This is a genomic window from Burkholderia alba (genome assembly GCF_034721475.1).
In the GTDB taxonomy this organism is placed as follows: Bacteria; Pseudomonadota; Gammaproteobacteria; order Burkholderiales; family Burkholderiaceae; genus Burkholderia; species Burkholderia alba.
Window position 1 is genome coordinate 1 of the sequence record NZ_JAWJWL010000037.1, and the last position, 16,647, is coordinate 16,647.

Below are 16,647 nucleotides of genomic sequence, written 5' to 3' on the forward strand. Positions count from 1 at the left end.
TTACGTACGGTTATCCACATGCTGAAACCTCGAATGGGAAGAAGACAGATGAGTCCTGCATGAAATCGCCGGCAATAGTTATCCGGCGCCGTTAATCAACGGCGCGATGGAGTAATCCGGCGCTATTCGAGAAGATCGGTAACGGATTACGTGAAGATAATCATGATGTGTTGCCCCTTCCTGATTCTGGATTGTCGAATGAACAGCCGGCGGCGCCGTGGCGGACGCGCGTTCTTGAGTGAGGTCGACGCGCTGCACGCGATGGGCGGCGGGACGCGGAAGTCAGGCGGGAGGCCGCGTGCGCCGGTGGCTTTCGGCGGCCGGACAGCCTTCGGCGCCACTTGACGCATTGCATCCGCCGAAGCGGACGACAATGACTGTCAAGCAGTTTTAAGGTGTGTCAGGCGAAACGAAAGATGGCTAAATATACTTGATGGATTTCAGTAACGGAATCGAAAATTTTCAAAACTATAAATATTACGAAGCTTTCGATCGATTTTTATTTTGCGGTTGATAATCAATATTCGCGGCCCGTTCGATATTCGTAGTGCGGCCGCGGCTGATTTAAAGCCGCGCCGGGAAAACTACGGGAATCCCGCGCTTGTGTGCGCTGGGTTACACAAGCGGCATGACGGCGTGCGGCGGGGAGGGCGGCTCGGGGGCTGGGTACAATGCCTGCTCTCCTGTTCAGAATTCGAGGTTTGCCGCTCATGCCCATCCATTGCTCCGGAACCTTCGCGCGCCGCCTGCTGCTCGTATTTGCCGCGCTGCTGATGCTGAACGGGTGCGCGGCGCTGACGACGCGCGACGCGCCGCGGGTGAGTGTCGTGGGGCTCGAGCCGCTGGTCGGCCAGGGGCTCGAGATGCGCTTCACGGTGAAGCTGCGCTTGCAGAATCCCAACGACGCGGCGATCGACTACGACGGCATCGCACTCGATCTCGAGTTGAACGGCAAGGCGTTCGCGTCCGGCGTCAGCGACGCGCGCGGCTCGGTGCCGCGCTTCGGCGAGGCGGTGATCGCCGTGCCGGTGACCGTGTCGGCGTTCGCCGCGGCGCGCCAGGCGTTCAATCTGGCCGACGTCGCCAGCGCGGGCAAGCTGCCCTACGTGCTACGCGGCAAGCTGGCGGGCGGGCTGTTCGGGAGCGTGCGCTTCAACGACGAAGGCACGCTGAGCCTGCCGGCCACGCCGGCATTCGGCGCGGGCGGCTACTGATCGCCGGCCCGGCGCCGGCCTTCATCGTGTTGCGATCGTCGCTCAAGCAGACGTTAATTGACGACTTCTAACCTTTTTCGGGTGCGATAAGGCCGATTTCGCGATGCCGCTGAACTACACTGGCCGAGGTTTCATCCGACGGATCTTCCACTTTTCCAGGAGCGCGAGCATGGCGGCAAAATTCACGATCAAGAAAGCGACCGACGGCCAGTTCTTCTTCCACCTGCAGGCGGCGAACGGCGAAATCATCCTGCGCAGCGAGTTGTACAAGGCGAAATCGTCGGCGGAGAACGGCATCGCGTCGGTACAGCGCAACGCGCCCGACGATGCGCGCTACGAGCGCAAGGTCGCGAAGAACGGCGAGTTCATGTTCAACCTGAAGGCGGCCAATCACGAGGTGATCGGGACGAGCGAGTTGTACAAGAACGAAGCCGGCCGCGAGAATGGCATCGCGTCGGTGAAACAGAACGCACCGGGTGCGCGCACCGACGATCAATCGTGAGATCTCCGAAGCCGGCTGTATGCGCCGCCGGCTTCCTTTCCGCAGGTCTTTTCCTGCCCGGGTGCAAAGCGCGGTACTGTGTCGTCCGCGCGATGCGCCGCATCGTTTGCAGACCCAACCGTTTTCGATTCTGAGTGACTGATTCCACCTTTTTTCAATGGACCGACGCGGACGGCGCGGTGCGGACGGCGCGCTGGCATTCCGAAGCCGGTACGCCGGCGCCGAAGCGTGCCGTGCCCGCCGACGATCGCACCACCGCCGACGTTGCCTACCGACTCGCCAGCGAAGGCACGGCGCTCGTCTGGCAAGGCGATTACCAGAACGCCCGCCAGCTGTTGCAGGCGCTCGCGCGCCGGATCGACCGCAAGCCGAAGAAAGCGGCCGCGACGCCCGTCGATGCATTCAATTTCCATCGCCTTGCGCAGTCCCAGCGCGCCCGCACGCTCGGCATGCTGCTGATTCCGCTCGAAGCGGATTATTCGATCGCGCTGCGCCGCGCGCCGGACCTGAAGGCCGCATGCGAGGAGGCCTACGGGCCGGGCGGCGAGCGTTCGATCGCGTCGCTGCGCGAACTGCTGGGGCTGGTCGGCGCGCACGAATGGCGCAAGAAGGGCGTCGAAATCGCCGCGCTCGGCGGCCGCATCCATCCGCATTACGGCGTGTTTTCGCCGGTGCGCGGCGAGTACGTGACGCTCGTCGAGCGCGCGCCGCTGCCGTCGACCGCGCTGGCGTTCGATATCGGCACCGGGACGGGCGTGCTGGCCGCGCTGCTGGCGTCGCGCGGCGTGGCCCGGGTGGTCGCGACCGATCAGGATGCGCGCGCGCTCGCCTGCGCGGCGGAGAACGTCGCGCGCCTCGGCCATGCGGCGCAGGTCGAGGTGGTGGAGGCCGATCTGTTTCCGGCCGGCCGTGCGCCGCTGATCGTCTGCAATCCGCCATGGGTGCCCGCGCGGCCGAGTTCGCCGCTCGAGCACGCGGTCTACGATCCGGACAGCCGGATGCTGAAGGGTTTCCTGGCGGGCCTCGCCGCGCACCTGGAGCCCGGCGGCGAAGGCTGGCTGATACTGTCCGATCTTGCCGAACACCTGGGGCTCCGGACGCGCGCCGAACTGCTCGGCTGGATCGACGCGGCGGGTCTCGTCGTGTTGGGCCGCGACGATATCAAGCCGCATCATCCGAAGGCGGCCGATCCGGCCGATCCGCTCCATCGCGCGCGCGCGGCCGAGCTGACGTCGCTGTGGCGTCTGGCCGCGCGTCCGTGACGCACGGCGGTTTTCGGTAAACTGGCGCCTTCTCCGCTCGCTTTTCCGCCGCTGTCCCGCCGCCGCCGTCCCGTTCGACCGGGCGCGCGCGGCGGTCCGGCCGCTTCCCCACGATGTCGAACAAGACCTACGAAATCCGTCCGAACCAGTCGATCGAGCTGCTGAAGGAACTGCATATCCTGACGCGCGACGGCAAGATGAACCAGGACAGCCGCCGCAAGCTCAAGCAGGTGTACCACCTGTTCCAGTTCATCGAGCCGCTGCTCTCGAGCGTGCAGCAGGACAAGGGCGGCGTGACGCTCGTCGATCACGGCGCGGGCAAGTCGTATCTCGGTTTCATCCTGTATGACCTGTTTTTCAACGCGCATCCGGCCGCGGGCTCGCATATCTACGGGATCGAGACCCGCGAAGAACTGGTCGAGCGCTCCGCCGAACTGGCGGCGCGGCTCGGGTTCGGCGGCATGTCGTTCGTCAATCTGTCGGTGGCCGAGTCGATCACCTCGACCCGCCTGCCGGATGCGATCGACGTCGTTACCGCGCTGCACGCGTGCGATACCGCGACCGACGATGCGATCCGCTTCGCGCTCGCGAAGCGTGCGACGCATATCGTGCTGGTGCCGTGCTGCCAGGCCGAAGTCGCGGGCGTGCTGCGCAAGAACAAAGGCAAGTCGCTCGGCAACGCGCTGACCGAAGTGTGGCGCCATCCGCTGCACACCCGGGAGTTCGGCAGCCAGATCACCAACGTGCTGCGCTGCCTGCAACTCGAGGCGCACGGCTATCAGGTGAGCGTGACGGAGCTGGTCGGCTGGGAACACTCGATGAAGAACGAGCTGATCGTTGCGCAATACAAGGATCTGCCGCGCCGCAAGCCGGCCGAACGGCTGAACGAGCTGGTCGGGATGTTCGGGCTCGCCGAGCTGCACGAGCGCTTTTTCGCGCCCGCGCCGCTGCCGGGCGCCTGACACGGGCGGCGCCGCGCCGCGCGCATCGGCTCAGTCGGGCCGCTCGTCCGGGTCCCGCTGCGCCATCCAGTCGCGCCAGCCCGCGTGACCGAGCCGGCGCAGCGTGGCCTGGTTGCGTTCGTAGATATCCGCCGCGTCGGGTACCGCGTCGACCGCGCGCTCGATGCTGGCCTCGCGCAGCAGGTGCAGGATCGGGTACGGCGCGCGATTCGTGTAGTTTTCGATATCGTCGGGCGCGCTGCCGTCGAACTGATACTGCGGATGGAAGCTCGCGATCTGCAGCGTGCCGTCGAGCTTCAGTTGCAGCAGCAGACGGTCGGCGAACAGCAGCGCGTCGTTGTAGTCGGCGAAATCGGCGAGCGTGTCGGGGAAGATCAGCAGCGTCGTGTCGATCCGCTCGGGATCGGCGGCGTCGAGCAGCCGCAGCTCGGCTTCCAGATCGGTCAGCGCCGCTTCGAACGAGGCGGCCCGGCTGATCGCGTAGCGCACCTGCCGCTTCACGTGCACGCTCTTCGCGAACGGACACAGATTGAGCCCGATCACCGCACGCGTCAGCCAGTGGCGGGTGGCGTCGAGAATGGCGTCGTCGGCGGGGCGGGGATCGGTCATGTCAGCGGCGGCTCGGCGGGAAAGCCGGCATTGTAGCGGCGCAGGCGCGCGTCACGCGCACGCCGCGTCGATCAGCAGCCGCGCGACGCGCGGTGCGCTGTCGATCGGGCTCTCGTTCGGACGATAGGTCTGGCTGGCCGCGTAGATTCCTTCGATCAGCAACGCGAGCGCATCGGCGAGCGCCTGCGGCTCGCGCGCGCCGGCCGCCGCCGCGAGCGCGACGAGCCGCGCCATCAGGCGTTCCTTGTTGCCGACGACGAACTGGCGCGCCGGATGGCTCAGTTCCGGAAACTCCGCCGCGACGTTGACGAACGGACAGCCCCGGTAGTCGGGCTGCGTCGCACGTTCCGACAGATCGTCGAAATACTGGAGCAACTGGGCTCTCGGGTTGCCTGGATGCTTGCCGATGCTCGTGTCGAAACGCTCGAAGAAGCATTCGTCCATCCGTTCGAGGTAAGCGAGTACCAACTCGTCCTTCGACGAGAACTGCCGGTACAGGCTCATCTTGTTGACCCCCGCCCGTTCGACCACCGCGTCGACGCCCACCGCCCGCACGCCTTCGCGATAGAACAGATCCTCCGCCGCGCGCAGCAGGTGATCGTGGGCGTCCGCGCCCGCCATCTGCTGGCGCGGACGGCGGGCGGCGGGTTTGGCGGGGGTATCCGACATGGCGGCCTCGGGCGTGAATTTGATTGCTTGACATGTTACCGACCAGTCACTAGGATCGCAACCTGGATTGTGACTGATCGGTAACATGTCGGCGGATTCCCCTTCAACCTGCAGCAGGCCGGCGGGCTCGCACGAGCCGGATGGCCCCGGAGCGACACAGATGAACTGGGCGGCAAAAAGAATCAACGGGCGTTTCCATTACGGCTGGCTGGCGGCGGCGGTCGTGTTTCTGATCTTGCTGGCGGCGGCCGGCACGCGGGCGACGCCGAGCGTGTTGATGGTGCCCCTCGAGCATGAATTCGGTTGGAGTCGCGCGGCGATTTCGCTCGCGATCTCGGTGAACATCGCGCTGTACGGGCTGACCGGGCCGTTCGCCGCCGCGGCGATGCAGCGCTTCGGCGTGCGTCCGACGGTCCTGACCGCGCTGGTCGTGATGGGCGCGGGTGTCGCGCTGTCGTCGATGATGACCGCGCGCTGGCAGATGGTGCTGATCTGGGGCGTGATGGTGGGCGGCGCGACCGGCGTGGCGGCGCTGACGCTGTCGGCGACCTTCGTCACGCGCTGGTTCACCGCTCGGCGCGGCCTCGTGATGGGCCTGCTGACCGCCAGTTCGGCGACCGGCCAGCTCGTCTTCCTGCCGATGCTGGCGGCCGTCGCGCAGCGCTACGGCTGGCGGCCCGTGGTGCTGATCGTCGCGCTCGCCGCGGCGGTGGTGGTGCCGCTCGCCGCGTTCCTGCTGCCCGAACGGCCGGCGGACGTGCAACTGCGGCCGTACGGCGAGCCGGCCGACGCGCCCCGCGCGAGCGAGAGCGCGAAGCAAAATCCGATTGCCGTCGCGTTCGGCACGCTGTTTTCGGCGGGCAGGACGCGCGACTTCTGGCTGCTGTTCTTCAGTTTCTTCATCTGCGGCGCGAGCACGAACGGCTATGTCGGCACGCATCTGATCGCGATGTGCAGCGACTACGGGATGTCGGAAGTGCAGGGCGCGTCGCTGCTCGCCGCGATGGGTATCTTCGATCTGATCGGCACGACCTTGTCGGGGTGGCTGTCCGACCGCTACGACAGTCGGGTGCTGCTGTTCTGGTATTACGGGCTGCGCGGACTGTCGCTGATCTACTTGCCGCACGCGTTCGGGATCGACTTCTTCGGGTTGCCGCTGTTCGCGGTGTTCTACGGGCTCGACTGGATCGCGACGGTGCCGCCCACGGTGCGGCTCGCGACCGACGCGTTCGGCAAGGCCGCGGCGCCCGTCGTGTTCGGCTGGATCGTCGCCGGGCACCAGCTCGGCGCGGCGTTCGCGGCGCTCGGCGCGGGCCTGCTGCGGGCGAGCCTGGGCACCTACACGATGGCATCGATGATCTCGGGCGGGCTCTGCCTCGCGGGTGCGCTGCTCGTGCTGCGGATCAACCGCCGGCCGGCGCGGCTGCCGGCGCCGGCCGTCTGAACCGGGCGGGCCGGCAGCCGCGCGGCACTACGCAGAAATCGCCATTTGCATTGATGTGATGGATCGGGCGGGCGGCGCCGCAAGCGGTTATGCTTGCGGTTCTTCTCCGGGCGACCGCGCCCTTTTTGATTTCGCGAGGAAACGCATGTCCGTCAAACCCGCACCCACCTCTGTCTCGATCCACGAACTGATCGCCGGCCGCTGGAGCCCGCGAGCGTATTCGAACGAAGCCGTCAGCCCCGAACATCTGCATGCGGTGCTCGAAGCGGCGCGCTGGGCGCCGTCGGCGTACAACGTGCAGCCGTGGCGTTTCGTCGTGTTCGATCGCAACAAGGACGAGGTCGCGTTCAAGCGTGCGTTCGCGACGCTGGTGCCGTTCAACCAGGGCTGGAATGCCCCCGCGCCGGTACTGATCGCGGTGACCGCGCATACGCTGAACAACAAGGGCGAGTCGAATCACACGGCGCTCTACGACGCCGGCGCGGCGGCGATGTCGCTGGTGCTGCAGGCGCATGCGCTCGGGCTCGCCGCGCACCAGATGAGCGGTTTCGATCCGAAGGCGTTCCGCAGCGCGTTCGCGATCCCGGCCGATGTGGATATCATCGCGATCATCTCGCTCGGCCATTACGGCGATGCCGACAAGCTCGACCCGGTGCTGCGCGAGCGCGAACGCGCGCCGCGTACCCGCCACGCGCTTGGTGAAGTGGTCTACGCTCACGCGTGGAAGAAACCCTTTTCGTCGGCCGCCTGACGCAACCGGGACCGGGCATGCCGGCGGCATCCTTCCGGGGCCGGATCGGTTTCGAGCGCTGCCGCCGGCCCGCAGCGTACGGCTCGGGGCGGCGGCGGACACGGCCCCGGGCCGTTTCCGTGCCGGGTTCGGGCGCGGCCCGGTTGTGACAGGCCCGGCTTTCGTGATAAAAAGCCGGTCCTTCCGTTTTCGCGCCTGCCATGCGGCGGCTTGAGCCATGACTTATTGCGCGATTGACTTCGGCACGTCCAATTCTGCAGTGGCGTTGCCGCACGACGGCGGCGCGGGCGGCATGCGGCTTGCACCCGTCGAGGGCGAGCACCTGACGCTGCCCACCGCCATCTTCTTCAACAACGACGAGGGTCGGCGCGAGTACGGCCGCCAGGGGCTCGCGTCGTACATCGACGGCTTCGACGGGCGCCTGATGCGTTCGATGAAGAGCATCCTCGGTTCGCCGCTGGCGGAAACCACGACCGATCTGGGCGACGGTTCCGCGATCGCATACACCGACATCATTGCGCTCTTCATGCAGCACCTGAAGCAGAAGGCGGAAGCTTGCGCGGGCGAAGCGATCGGCCGCGCGGTGCTGGGCCGGCCGGTGTTCTTCGTCGACGACGACCCGCGCGCCGACCGGCTCGCGCAGCAGCAGCTCGAAGCGGCCGCGCACGCGGTGGGCCTGGCGGAAGTGCATTTCCAGTACGAACCGATCGCGGCGGCGTTCGACTACGAGTCGCGGCAGGACGCCGAGCGGCTCGTGCTGGTCGCCGATATCGGCGGCGGCACCTCCGACTTCTCGCTGGTGCGGGTCGGCCCCGAGCGGATGCACCGCATCGAGCGCAAGGACGACGTGCTCGCGCATTACGGCGTGCACGTCGCGGGCACCGACTACGACCGCCGCGTCGAGCTGGCGTCGATCCTGCCCGCGTTCGGCTACCGGTCGCTGGATCCCGAGGGCCGCGAACTGCCGAACCGCGTCTACTTCGATCTCGCCACCTGGCACCTGATCAACACGGTCTACACGCCGAAACGGATCGGCGAGCTGAAGCTGATGAAGCACCTGTACCTCGAGGTCCGGCATTTCGAGCGACTGCTGCGGGTGGTCGAGGAGCGGCTTGGTCATGCGCTCGCGGCGCGGGCGGAAGAGGCGAAGATCGGCGTGTCGGCCGGCGGCGAAACGATGATCGATCTGAATGATGTCGAGGAGGATCTGCAGATCGCCTTCGACGCGGCGCAACTGATCGACGCGAGCCGTGACGACACCGCGCGGATCGTCGACGCCGCGCGCGAGACGGTGCGGCTCGCGGGCATCGCGCCGCGCGACGTCGGCGCGCTGTACTTCACCGGCGGCTCGACCGGGCTCTCGTTCCTGTCCGGCGCGCTGGCGGCGGCCTTCCCGGGCGCGCAGCCGGTGTACGGCGATCGGCTCGCCAGCGTGGCGACCGGGCTCGGCATTCACGCGCAGCGCGTCTTTTCCTGATCCGGCGGCCTGGCGTTCCGGGCGTGCGCCGCGAGGCCCGCCGGGCGCTGTCGGCGTTACCTCCCCGCCGTCCTTTCCCATTCGACGCACATAAAACAAAAGCCCCGCCGAAGCGGGGCTTTTGAGGTCTTGCGAAATCTCGCGCTGTATTACAGCGGCTTGATGTTCGCTGCTTGCAGACCCTTCGGTCCGTTCTTGACTTCGAACTCGACCTTTTGGTTTTCTTGCAGCGTCTTGAAGCCGTCGACACGGATTTCCGAGAAGTGAGCGAACAGATCGTCGCCACCGCCTTCCGGCGTGATGAAACCAAAACCCTTTGCGTCGTTAAACCACTTGACGGTACCGGTTGCCATATTACTTGTTCCTAAAAATATAAACAGGGCCGAAGCCCGGGGAGCGCATGAAAATCAAGGAAGGGGGTAATGGGACCAACCGGAGTACCGTTGATGGGCGAACTACGAAAGTACCTATTCACTCGCCGCTTGAAATCCTGCTCGCACGTTATACGACTTATTTTTTCGGCGGTCAACCGGATTCCCCTATTCCAGGGGAAATTTCCGGGATAACCCTCAATTAGAGCTTACAAAGCTTGCAATTGTCATCACTTTTTTGTAGGGGGTGATCGATTTTGCCGCCATTGTTCAGGTGCAACCGTTTAAACTACGCGCCGCGCGGAAGGGTTGCTCCCAGCGGGCGATCCGTCCTCCAAGAATGCATGCGCGGACGCGCCGGGCAGTAGCCGGATACCGTGTCGACCGTGCGTGTTGAGACACAGGAGAGGTTGTGAAGAGTTCTATTCAACGGAACATCGGCCCGTTCGCTTTGATGCTGACCGGGCTGGGTTCGATCATCGGGTCGGGCTGGCTGTTTGGCGCCTGGAAGGCTGCCAAGATTGCCGGCCCGGCTGCCATCTGCGCCTGGATTATCGGTGCAGTCGTCATTCTCGCCATCGCACTGACCTACGCCGAGCTGGGCGCCATGTTCCCCGAGTCGGGCGGCATGGTGCGGTATGCGCGCTATTCGCACGGCGCGCTGGTGGGCTTCATCAGCGCATGGGCGAACTGGATCGCGATCGTGTCGGTGATCCCGATCGAGGCGGAGGCGTCGATCCAGTACATGAGCACCTGGCCCTATGAATGGGCGCACAACCTGTTCGTCAACGGGGAGTTGACGACACCCGGGCTGCTGCTGTCGGCGCTCCTCGTGATCGTCTACTTCATGCTGAACTACTGGGGCGTGAAGCTGTTCGCGCGGGCCAATACGACGATCACGATCTTCAAGTTCCTGATTCCCGGCCTGACGATCCTCGGCCTGATGCTGACGAGCTTCCACTCGGAGAACCTCGGCACCGCCAGCCATGCGAGCTTCGCGCCGTATGGCTGGTCCGCCGTGCTGACCGCCGTCGCGACGAGCGGCATCGTGTTCGCGTTCAACGGCTTCCAGAGCCCGATCAACCTCGCGGGCGAGGCGCGCAATCCGTCGCGCAGCGTGCCGTTCGCGGTGATCGCGTCGATCCTGATCGCGCTCGTGATCTACGTGCTGCTGCAGATCGCGTACATCGGCTCGGTGAATCCGGCCGACGTCGCGAAGGGCTGGTCGCATTTCAGCTTCGCGTCGCCGTTCGCCGAACTCGCGATCGCGCTGAACCTGAACTGGCTCGCGATCCTGCTGTATGTCGATGCATTCGTGAGCCCGAGCGGCACCGGCACGACCTACATGGCAACCACGACCCGGATGATCTACGCGATGGAGCGCAACAACACGATGCCGAAGATGTTCGGCAACGTGCACCCGTTCTACGGCGTGCCGCGCCAGGCCATGTGGTTCAACCTGATCGTGTCCTTCATCTTCCTGTTCTTCTTCCGCGGCTGGAGCTCGCTCGCGGCGGTGATTTCGGTTGCCACCGTGATCTCCTACCTGACCGGCCCGATCAGCCTGATGGCGCTGCGCCGGGCGGCGACCGATCTGGACCGCCCGCTGTCGATCCCCGGCATGAAGCTGATTGCGCCGTTCGCGTTCGTCTGCGCATCGCTGATTCTGTACTGGGCGAAGTGGCCGCTGACGGGCGAGATCATCCTGCTGATGGTCGTCGCGTTGCCGGTGTACTTCTACTTCCAGGGCAAGTCCGGCTGGAGCGGCTGGAGTCGCGACCTGAAAGCGGCCTGGTGGCTGGTCGCCTACCTGCCGACGATGGCCGTGCTGTCGCTGATCGGCAGCAAGGAGTTCGGCGGCCGAGGCGTGCTGCCGTACGGCTGGGACATGCTGGTCGTTGCGGCGATCGCGCTGATGTTCTATTTCTGGGGCGTCAGCACCGGCTACCGTACCGAGTATCTCGACGAGCGCGAGTCGCGCGACGAGATCCTCGAAGGGGTCGGCGCCTGAGTGTCTCTCCGCCCGCCGAACGGTGGCGGCGGACGACAAAAAGCCCGCCCGGGTTCGCCCGGGCGGGCTTTTTCTTTGGGCGGCCGGGGCGCCTTCGTTCAGGCCGGCGCGCTGCCGAACACGTAGTTCGTCATCGCCAGCACGCGCTGGTATGTGCCGAGCGACTGGATGCCGAGCTGATAGTCGTCGTCGGCCGCGCCGAGCGCCGCGTACACCGGCAGCAGGTGTTCGTCGGTCGGATGCATCAGCGCCGCGTGCGGCGCCTGGCGGCGATAGTCGAGCAGCGCATCGATGTCGCGCGCGGCCAGCCGGGCCTCGAACCAGTCGGTGAAGTCGGCGACGCGCGGATCGGCATCGGCGGGCGCGGCGCTGAAATCCGCTGCGCGCAGATTGTGCGTGATCTGACCCGATCCGATCACCATCACCCCTTCGTCACGCAGCGGGCGCAGCGCGCGGCCGATCCGGAAGTGATGCGCGGCGTCCGCGTTCGGCTGGATCGACAGTTGCGCGACCGGCACGCCGGCGTCGGGGAACATCAGCAACATCGGCACCCATGCGCCGTGATCGAGGCCGTGCGGCAGCGTCGCGGTCGCGATGCCGGCCGCGTCGAGCAGCGCGGCGGCGCGGAGGGCGACATCCGGTGCGCCGGGCGCCGGATAGCGGATGTCGTAAAGCGCCTGCGGGAGGCCGTAGAAATCGTGGATGGTGTCGGGCCGCTCGGCGGTGCTCGCGACCGGCTGCCGAGTACCCCAGTGCGCGGACAGCATCAGCACCGCGCGCGGGCGCGGCAGTTCGGCGCCGAGTTCGGCGAACGCGCCGGAAGGCAGCGACGGGTCGATCGGCAGCGTCGGCGCGCCGTGCGACAGATACAGCGAAGGTAGGCGGGTCATGGTGAAAGCCCCTGGGAGTGGTGATTTCCGACCACTATAGGCGTGCACTCCGTATTGATAAACGCTCAATACGGGAATTGATTGAATCTTATATGTTGTTAATGAGGGCTGCGGCCCGGCAGCGCTTCAACCGGCTTCGCGGAGGCCTTGCCACGGCGTCGTACGCGGCGCGCCGAGCGCGAACATATCCAGCACGCGCGTGACCGTGTGGTCGACCAGCTCGTCGATCGTCTTCGGCATCGCGTAGAACGCGGGCAGTGGGGGAAAGATCACGCCGCCCATCTCGGTGACGGCGGTCATGTTGCGCAGGTGGGCGAGATTGAAGGGGGTTTCGCGCACCAGCATCACGAGGCGGCGGCGCTCCTTCAGCGTGACGTCGGCGGCGCGCGCGATCAGGTTGTCGGATAGCCCGTGCGCGACGCTCGCGAGCGTTTTCATCGAGCAGGGCGCGACGACCATCCCGTCGGTCGCGAACGATCCGGACGCGATGCTGGCTCCCACGTCGCGTACCGAGTGGACCACGTCGGCGCGTGCATGCACGTCGTCCTTCGAGAGCCGCAGCTCATGCTGGATGTTGAGCCAGCCGGCGCTCGAGATCATCAGGTGAGTCTCGACGCCGCCCGATGCGCGCAGCATGTCGAGCAGGCGCACGCCGTAGATCGCGCCGGTGGCGCCGGTGATCGCGACGATCAGCCGACGCGGCGGCGCGATGCGCGGTCCCATCGTCGGGAGAACGGAACGGCGCGGCTCAGGCCGCGGCGAACAGTTGCTGCAGTTCGCCCGACTGGTACATCTCCATCATGATGTCCGAGCCGCCGACGAATTCGCCTTTCACGTACAGCTGCGGAATGGTCGGCCAGTTCGAGAATGCCTTGATGCCCTGGCGGATTTCCTCGTCCTCGAGGACGTTGACCGTCTTGAACTGGTCGACGCCGCAGGCCTTCAGCACCTGCACGGCGCGGCCCGAGAAGCCGCACATCGGAAATTGCGCGCTGCCCTTCATGAAGAGCACGACCTGGTTTTCGTCGACGATTTGCTTGATGCGTTGTTGGGTGTCCATGACTGACCTTGAATTGCGGGGCGGTAGATGCGAAATGATACTGGATTTCACCGGGGCCGGCCGGTGCCGGGTACGGGTCAGCCGGGCAGGCGCCCGCCCGTCGTGCGTTCGATGGCGGCGAGATCGGCGAGCGATTCGACGGCGACGAAACCCGCGGCCGTCAGGATCTCGCGGACCGCGTCGGCCTGATCGTAGCCGTGCTCGATCCACAGCGCGCCGCCCGGCGCGAGAAACGCGCCGGCGCCGGCCGCGATCACCCGGATGGCCGTGAGGCCGTCGGCTTCGTCGGTCAGTGCGCCGCGCGGCTCGAAGCGCAGGTCGCCCGCGTCGAGATGCGGATCCTGCCGCGCGATGTACGGCGGGTTGCTGACGATCGCATCGAAGCGCAGCGCCGGGTCCAGCGCCCCGTACCAGTCGCTTTGCAGCCAGTGCGGCGCGCCGCCGGGCCGGGCCGGGTCGAGCAGCCTGGACGCGTTGCGACGGGCGATGTCGAGCGCCTTTGCCGAACGGTCGAGCGCCCAGATCCGCGCGTCCGGCCGTTGCGCAGCGATGGCGATGGCGATCGCGCCGCTGCCGGTGCCGAGATCGAGCACGCATGGCGCGGGCAGGCCGTCGAGCGTGTCGAGCGCGATCTCGACCAGCAGTTCCGTTTCCGGGCGCGGAATCAGGACATCGGGCGTGACTTCGAATTCGAGGCCGAAGAACTCGCGCGTGCCGACCAGTTGCGCGACCGGTTCGCCCGCCGCGCGACGGGCTTCCAGCACCCGATAGCGCTCGATCGCGGCCGCGTCGAGCGGCTCGTCCGCGCGCGTGATCAGTTGCGTGCGGCTCCAGCCGAGCGCGTACGCGAGCAGGATCCGCGCGTCGACGGCAGCGAGCGGCGACGCGCGCAGCAGGTCGGCGACGGTGGCGGGCGTAGCGTGCATGGCGTCGTCGTCAGTCCGTCTCGCCGAGCGACGCGAGCAGTTCGGCCTGATGTTCGCTGACGAGCGACGCGATCAACTCGTCGAGATCGCCGTCCATGATGGCCTCGAGCCGATAGAGCGTCAGGTTGATCCGGTGATCGGTCATCCGGCCTTGCGGGAAGTTGTAGGTCCGGATGCGTTCCGAGCGGTCGCCCGAGCCGATCAGGCTCTTGCGGGTCGCGGCTTCCTTCGCGTGCTGCTCGTGGTACTGCTTGTCCTTGATCCGCGCGGCGAGCACCTTCAGCGCGCGATCCTTGTTCTTGTGCTGCGAGCGGTCGTCCTGGCACTCGACGACGATGCCGGTGGGAAGGTGCGTCACGCGCACCGCCGAATCGGTCTTGTTGATGTGCTGGCCGCCCGCGCCGGACGCCCGGAACGTATCGATGCGCAGATCCGCCGGGTTGATTTCGATTTCGCCGATCTCGTCGGCCTCCGGCATCACCGCAACCGTGCACGCGGACGTGTGGATGCGCCCCTGCGTCTCGGTCGCCGGCACGCGCTGCACGCGATGGCCGCCCGACTCGAACTTGAGCCGCGAGTAGGCGCCTTGACCGGCGATCCGCACGATCACTTCCTTGTAGCCGCCGAGATCCGATTCGCTTTCCGACATCATCTCGACCTGCCAGCGCTGCCGTTCCGCGTAGCGCAGGTACATGCGCAGCAGGTCGCCCGCGAACAGCGCCGATTCGTCGCCGCCCGTGCCGGCGCGGATTTCCACGAAGATATTGCGTTCGTCGTTCGGATCCTTCGGCAGCAGCATCGTCTGCAGCTCGGTTTCGAGGCGGCCCATCCGCTCGCGCGATTCGCGGATCTCGTCCTCGGCGAAATCGCGCATCGACGCGTCGCCCAGCAGCTCCTGCGCGGCCAGCTCGTCGTTGCGGGCGTGGCGCCACAGCGCGTAATGCTCGACCACCGGGCCGATTTCCGCATGCTCCCGCGTCAGCTTGCGATATTGGTCGAGATCCGCGGTGACGTTTTCGCGGCTCAGCAGGTCGTTCAGTTCGGCCAGCCGGGTTGACAGCTGGTCGAGCTTGCTTTGCATGCTCGTTTTCATGGTGTGGAGCGAGGCTCCCGAGGCGTGATGTCGAAAATGGGAAAAGGCAGCCGAACGGCTGACAGGGGGAGGCGGTTGGCCGCTAACGGTCGGAATTATCCGACGATCGGGGCGCGTGCTGGTAGAACCCGCGCATCAATTCGATCAACGCATCGCGGTCGGCGCCGTTCGTGCGGTTGAGCGCGCTCGTCGGGCCGTGGATCAGCTTGTTGGTGAGTGCCTGCGACAGCGCGTCGAGCACGGCGGCCGGGTCGTCGCCGCGGGCCAGCATCTTCTGCGCGCGCTCGACTTCCGCGCGGCGCAGCGCGTCGGCCTGCATGTGCATGTGACGGATCACGGGCACGATGCTGCGCGAATCGAGCCACTGCATGAAGTTCTGCACGCGGGTCTCGATGATGGTCTCGGCTTGCGCGACGGCGGCCTGTCGCGACGCATTGCCTTCCCGCACGATCGCGCCGAGGTCGTCGACGGTGTACAGGAAGATGTCCTTGAGTTTGCCGACCTCGGGCTCGATGTCGCGCGGGACCGCGAGGTCGACCATGAAGATCGGCCGGTGGCGGCGCGCCTTCACCGCGCGCTCGACCGCGCCGAGGCCGATGATCGGCAGCGTCGACGCGGTGCAGGACACGATGATGTCGAACTCGTGCATCCGCGCCGGCAGTTCGGAGAGCGGGATCGCGCGGCCGTTGAAGCGTTCCGCGAGCTTCGCGCCGCGCTCCGCCGTGCGGTTGGCGACCACCAGTTCCTTCGGACCTTGCGCGGCGAAGTGCGTCGCGCACAGCTCGATCATTTCGCCGGCGCCGATGAACAGCACGCGTTGATCTGACACTTTTTCGAAGATACGCTGGGCGAGGCGGACGGCGGCCGCCGCCATCGACACGGACTGCGCGCCGATCTCGGTCGTGCCGCGCACTTCCTTCGCGACGGCGAAGGTACGCTGGAACAACTGGTTCAGGTAGGTGCCGAGTGCGCCGGCCTCGGAAGCGGTGCGCACCGCATCTTTCATCTGGCCGAGGATCTGGGTTTCGCCGAGCACCATCGAATCGAGCCCCGATGCGACGCGGAACGCGTGTCGCACGGCCTCGGACTGCGGCAACGCGTAGACGTGCGGCGCGAGTTCGGCGGCGGGAATCCGGTGATAATCGGCCAGCCAGCGGATGGCGGCCTCGCGGGCCGCGCGGTCGTCGGTCGCGCAGTACAGCTCGGTGCGGTTGCAGGTCGACAGGATGGCCGCTTCGGGCGCATTGGGTGCCGGATGCCCAAGGAAGATGCTCTTGAAGGTCGTCAATGCAGGCTTGAGCTGCTCGAGCGGAAACGCCACGCGTTCGCGCAAGGCGACAGGCGCAGTGTGGTGATTGATTCCGATCGTGAGGAGCTGCATATCAGAGGCTATCGTTTAGCCCCGT

17 protein-coding genes are annotated in these 16,647 nt (G+C 66.4%); 8 read left to right on the forward strand and 9 right to left on the reverse strand.

Features of this window, described 5'->3' with window-relative positions; all coding sequences use genetic code 11:
* The first annotated feature begins 716 nt into the window (after positions 1-716).
* From RZR99_RS28385 to RZR99_RS28400, 4 genes are all read left to right on the forward strand, one after another.
* On the forward strand, positions 717-1,214 hold the full coding sequence (locus RZR99_RS28385; protein ID WP_407655515.1) for an LEA type 2 family protein: 498 nt from the start codon (positions 717-719) through the stop codon (positions 1,212-1,214).
* 169 nt (positions 1,215-1,383) lie between these two features.
* Positions 1,384-1,716 (forward strand): YegP family protein, encoded by a 333-nt coding sequence (locus RZR99_RS28390; protein ID WP_323123097.1) that lies wholly within the window; start codon positions 1,384-1,386, stop codon positions 1,714-1,716.
* Between the two features lie 134 nt (positions 1,717-1,850).
* Complete coding sequence (locus tag RZR99_RS28395; protein ID WP_323123098.1) at positions 1,851-2,978, forward strand: class I SAM-dependent methyltransferase; 1,128 nt, start codon at positions 1,851-1,853, stop codon at positions 2,976-2,978.
* A 113-nt stretch (positions 2,979-3,091) separates the two neighbouring features.
* The gene (locus tag RZR99_RS28400; protein WP_323123099.1) at positions 3,092-3,940 is read left to right on the forward strand and encodes a class I SAM-dependent methyltransferase; all 849 of its coding nucleotides are present in this window, start codon (positions 3,092-3,094) and stop codon (positions 3,938-3,940) included.
* Between the two features lie 30 nt (positions 3,941-3,970).
* Here RZR99_RS28400 and RZR99_RS28405 read toward each other — a convergent pair whose 3' ends face one another.
* Together RZR99_RS28405 and RZR99_RS28410 are read right to left on the reverse strand one after the other, a co-directional pair.
* Positions 3,971-4,549, reverse strand: coding sequence for a DUF1415 domain-containing protein (locus RZR99_RS28405; protein ID WP_323123100.1), 579 nt, complete (start codon positions 4,547-4,549; stop codon positions 3,971-3,973).
* A 51-nt stretch (positions 4,550-4,600) separates the two neighbouring features.
* Complete coding sequence (locus tag RZR99_RS28410) at positions 4,601-5,218, reverse strand: TetR/AcrR family transcriptional regulator (RefSeq protein ID WP_323123101.1); 618 nt, start codon at positions 5,216-5,218, stop codon at positions 4,601-4,603.
* A 160-nt stretch (positions 5,219-5,378) separates the two neighbouring features.
* Here RZR99_RS28410 and RZR99_RS28415 point away from each other — a divergent pair, with 160 nt between their 5' ends.
* From RZR99_RS28415 to RZR99_RS28425, 3 genes are all read left to right on the forward strand, one after another.
* Positions 5,379-6,662 carry an MFS transporter gene (locus tag RZR99_RS28415; RefSeq protein ID WP_323123102.1) on the forward strand — a complete coding sequence of 428 codons (1,284 nt, stop codon included), beginning with the start codon at positions 5,379-5,381 and terminating at the stop codon, positions 6,660-6,662.
* A 145-nt stretch (positions 6,663-6,807) separates the two neighbouring features.
* Positions 6,808-7,413: a nitroreductase family protein gene (locus RZR99_RS28420; RefSeq protein WP_323123103.1), complete on the forward strand. Its 606-nt coding sequence runs from the start codon at positions 6,808-6,810 to the stop codon at positions 7,411-7,413.
* 217 nt (positions 7,414-7,630) lie between these two features.
* Positions 7,631-8,890 (forward strand): Hsp70 family protein, encoded by a 1,260-nt coding sequence (locus RZR99_RS28425; RefSeq protein WP_323123104.1) that lies wholly within the window; start codon positions 7,631-7,633, stop codon positions 8,888-8,890.
* 149 nt (positions 8,891-9,039) lie between these two features.
* On the opposite strand, the gene RZR99_RS28430 is transcribed toward RZR99_RS28425, so the two are convergent.
* A complete protein-coding gene (locus RZR99_RS28430; protein ID WP_323123105.1) occupies positions 9,040-9,243 on the reverse strand; it encodes a cold-shock protein in 204 nt (67 codons plus the stop codon).
* A 430-nt stretch (positions 9,244-9,673) separates the two neighbouring features.
* On the opposite strand from RZR99_RS28430, the gene RZR99_RS28435 reads away from it, so the two are divergent.
* Positions 9,674-11,272 (forward strand): APC family permease, encoded by a 1,599-nt coding sequence (locus RZR99_RS28435; protein WP_323123106.1) that lies wholly within the window; start codon positions 9,674-9,676, stop codon positions 11,270-11,272.
* A gap of 98 nt (positions 11,273-11,370) precedes the next feature.
* Here the strand turns inward: RZR99_RS28435 and RZR99_RS28440 are convergent, their stop codons facing one another.
* The 6 genes from RZR99_RS28440 to hemA form a co-directional block, all read right to left on the reverse strand.
* Positions 11,371-12,162 (reverse strand): DODA-type extradiol aromatic ring-opening family dioxygenase, encoded by a 792-nt coding sequence (locus tag RZR99_RS28440; protein ID WP_323123107.1) that lies wholly within the window; start codon positions 12,160-12,162, stop codon positions 11,371-11,373.
* Positions 12,163-12,288: 126 nt separating this feature from the next.
* Positions 12,289-12,885, reverse strand: a complete 597-nt coding sequence (locus RZR99_RS28445) for a UbiX family flavin prenyltransferase (protein WP_323123108.1) — start codon at positions 12,883-12,885, stop codon at positions 12,289-12,291.
* A 25-nt stretch (positions 12,886-12,910) separates the two neighbouring features.
* The gene (gene grxD / locus RZR99_RS28450; RefSeq protein ID WP_323123109.1) at positions 12,911-13,222 is read right to left on the reverse strand and encodes a Grx4 family monothiol glutaredoxin; all 312 of its coding nucleotides are present in this window, start codon (positions 13,220-13,222) and stop codon (positions 12,911-12,913) included.
* Between the two features lie 77 nt (positions 13,223-13,299).
* Positions 13,300-14,148, reverse strand: a complete 849-nt coding sequence (gene prmC, locus RZR99_RS28455) for a peptide chain release factor N(5)-glutamine methyltransferase (protein ID WP_323123110.1) — start codon at positions 14,146-14,148, stop codon at positions 13,300-13,302.
* Positions 14,149-14,158: 10 nt separating this feature from the next.
* Entirely contained in the window at positions 14,159-15,241 is a 1,083-nt protein-coding gene (prfA, locus tag RZR99_RS28460) for a peptide chain release factor 1 (protein WP_323123111.1), read from the reverse strand.
* 82 nt (positions 15,242-15,323) lie between these two features.
* Positions 15,324-16,622, reverse strand: a complete 1,299-nt coding sequence (hemA, locus tag RZR99_RS28465; RefSeq protein WP_323123112.1) for a glutamyl-tRNA reductase — start codon at positions 16,620-16,622, stop codon at positions 15,324-15,326.
* Positions 16,623-16,647 lie beyond the last annotated feature (25 nt).

Bases quoted from the DNA above. Each gene is read 5' to 3' on its own strand.
- RZR99_RS28430 (WP_323123105.1), bottom strand. From the start codon at position 9,243: ATGGCAACCGGTACCGTCAAGTGGTTTAACGACGCAAAGGGTTTTGGT.
- prmC (WP_323123110.1), bottom strand. From the start codon at position 14,148: ATGCACGCTACGCCCGCCACCGTCGCCGACCTGCTGCGCGCGTCGCCG.
- RZR99_RS28425 (WP_323123104.1), top strand. From the start codon at position 7,631: ATGACTTATTGCGCGATTGACTTCGGCACGTCCAATTCTGCAGTGGCG.
- RZR99_RS28400 (WP_323123099.1), top strand. From the start codon at position 3,092: ATGTCGAACAAGACCTACGAAATCCGTCCGAACCAGTCGATCGAGCTG.
- RZR99_RS28440 (WP_323123107.1), bottom strand. From the start codon at position 12,162: ATGACCCGCCTACCTTCGCTGTATCTGTCGCACGGCGCGCCGACGCTG.
- grxD (WP_323123109.1), bottom strand. From the start codon at position 13,222: ATGGACACCCAACAACGCATCAAGCAAATCGTCGACGAAAACCAGGTC.
- RZR99_RS28405 (WP_323123100.1), bottom strand. From the start codon at position 4,549: ATGACCGATCCCCGCCCCGCCGACGACGCCATTCTCGACGCCACCCGC.
- RZR99_RS28410 (WP_323123101.1), bottom strand. From the start codon at position 5,218: ATGTCGGATACCCCCGCCAAACCCGCCGCCCGCCGTCCGCGCCAGCAG.
- RZR99_RS28445 (WP_323123108.1), bottom strand. From the start codon at position 12,885: ATGGGACCGCGCATCGCGCCGCCGCGTCGGCTGATCGTCGCGATCACC.
- RZR99_RS28415 (WP_323123102.1), top strand. From the start codon at position 5,379: ATGAACTGGGCGGCAAAAAGAATCAACGGGCGTTTCCATTACGGCTGG.
- hemA (WP_323123112.1), bottom strand. From the start codon at position 16,622: ATGCAGCTCCTCACGATCGGAATCAATCACCACACTGCGCCTGTCGCC.
- RZR99_RS28390 (WP_323123097.1), top strand. From the start codon at position 1,384: ATGGCGGCAAAATTCACGATCAAGAAAGCGACCGACGGCCAGTTCTTC.
- prfA (WP_323123111.1), bottom strand. From the start codon at position 15,241: ATGAAAACGAGCATGCAAAGCAAGCTCGACCAGCTGTCAACCCGGCTG.
- RZR99_RS28420 (WP_323123103.1), top strand. From the start codon at position 6,808: ATGTCCGTCAAACCCGCACCCACCTCTGTCTCGATCCACGAACTGATC.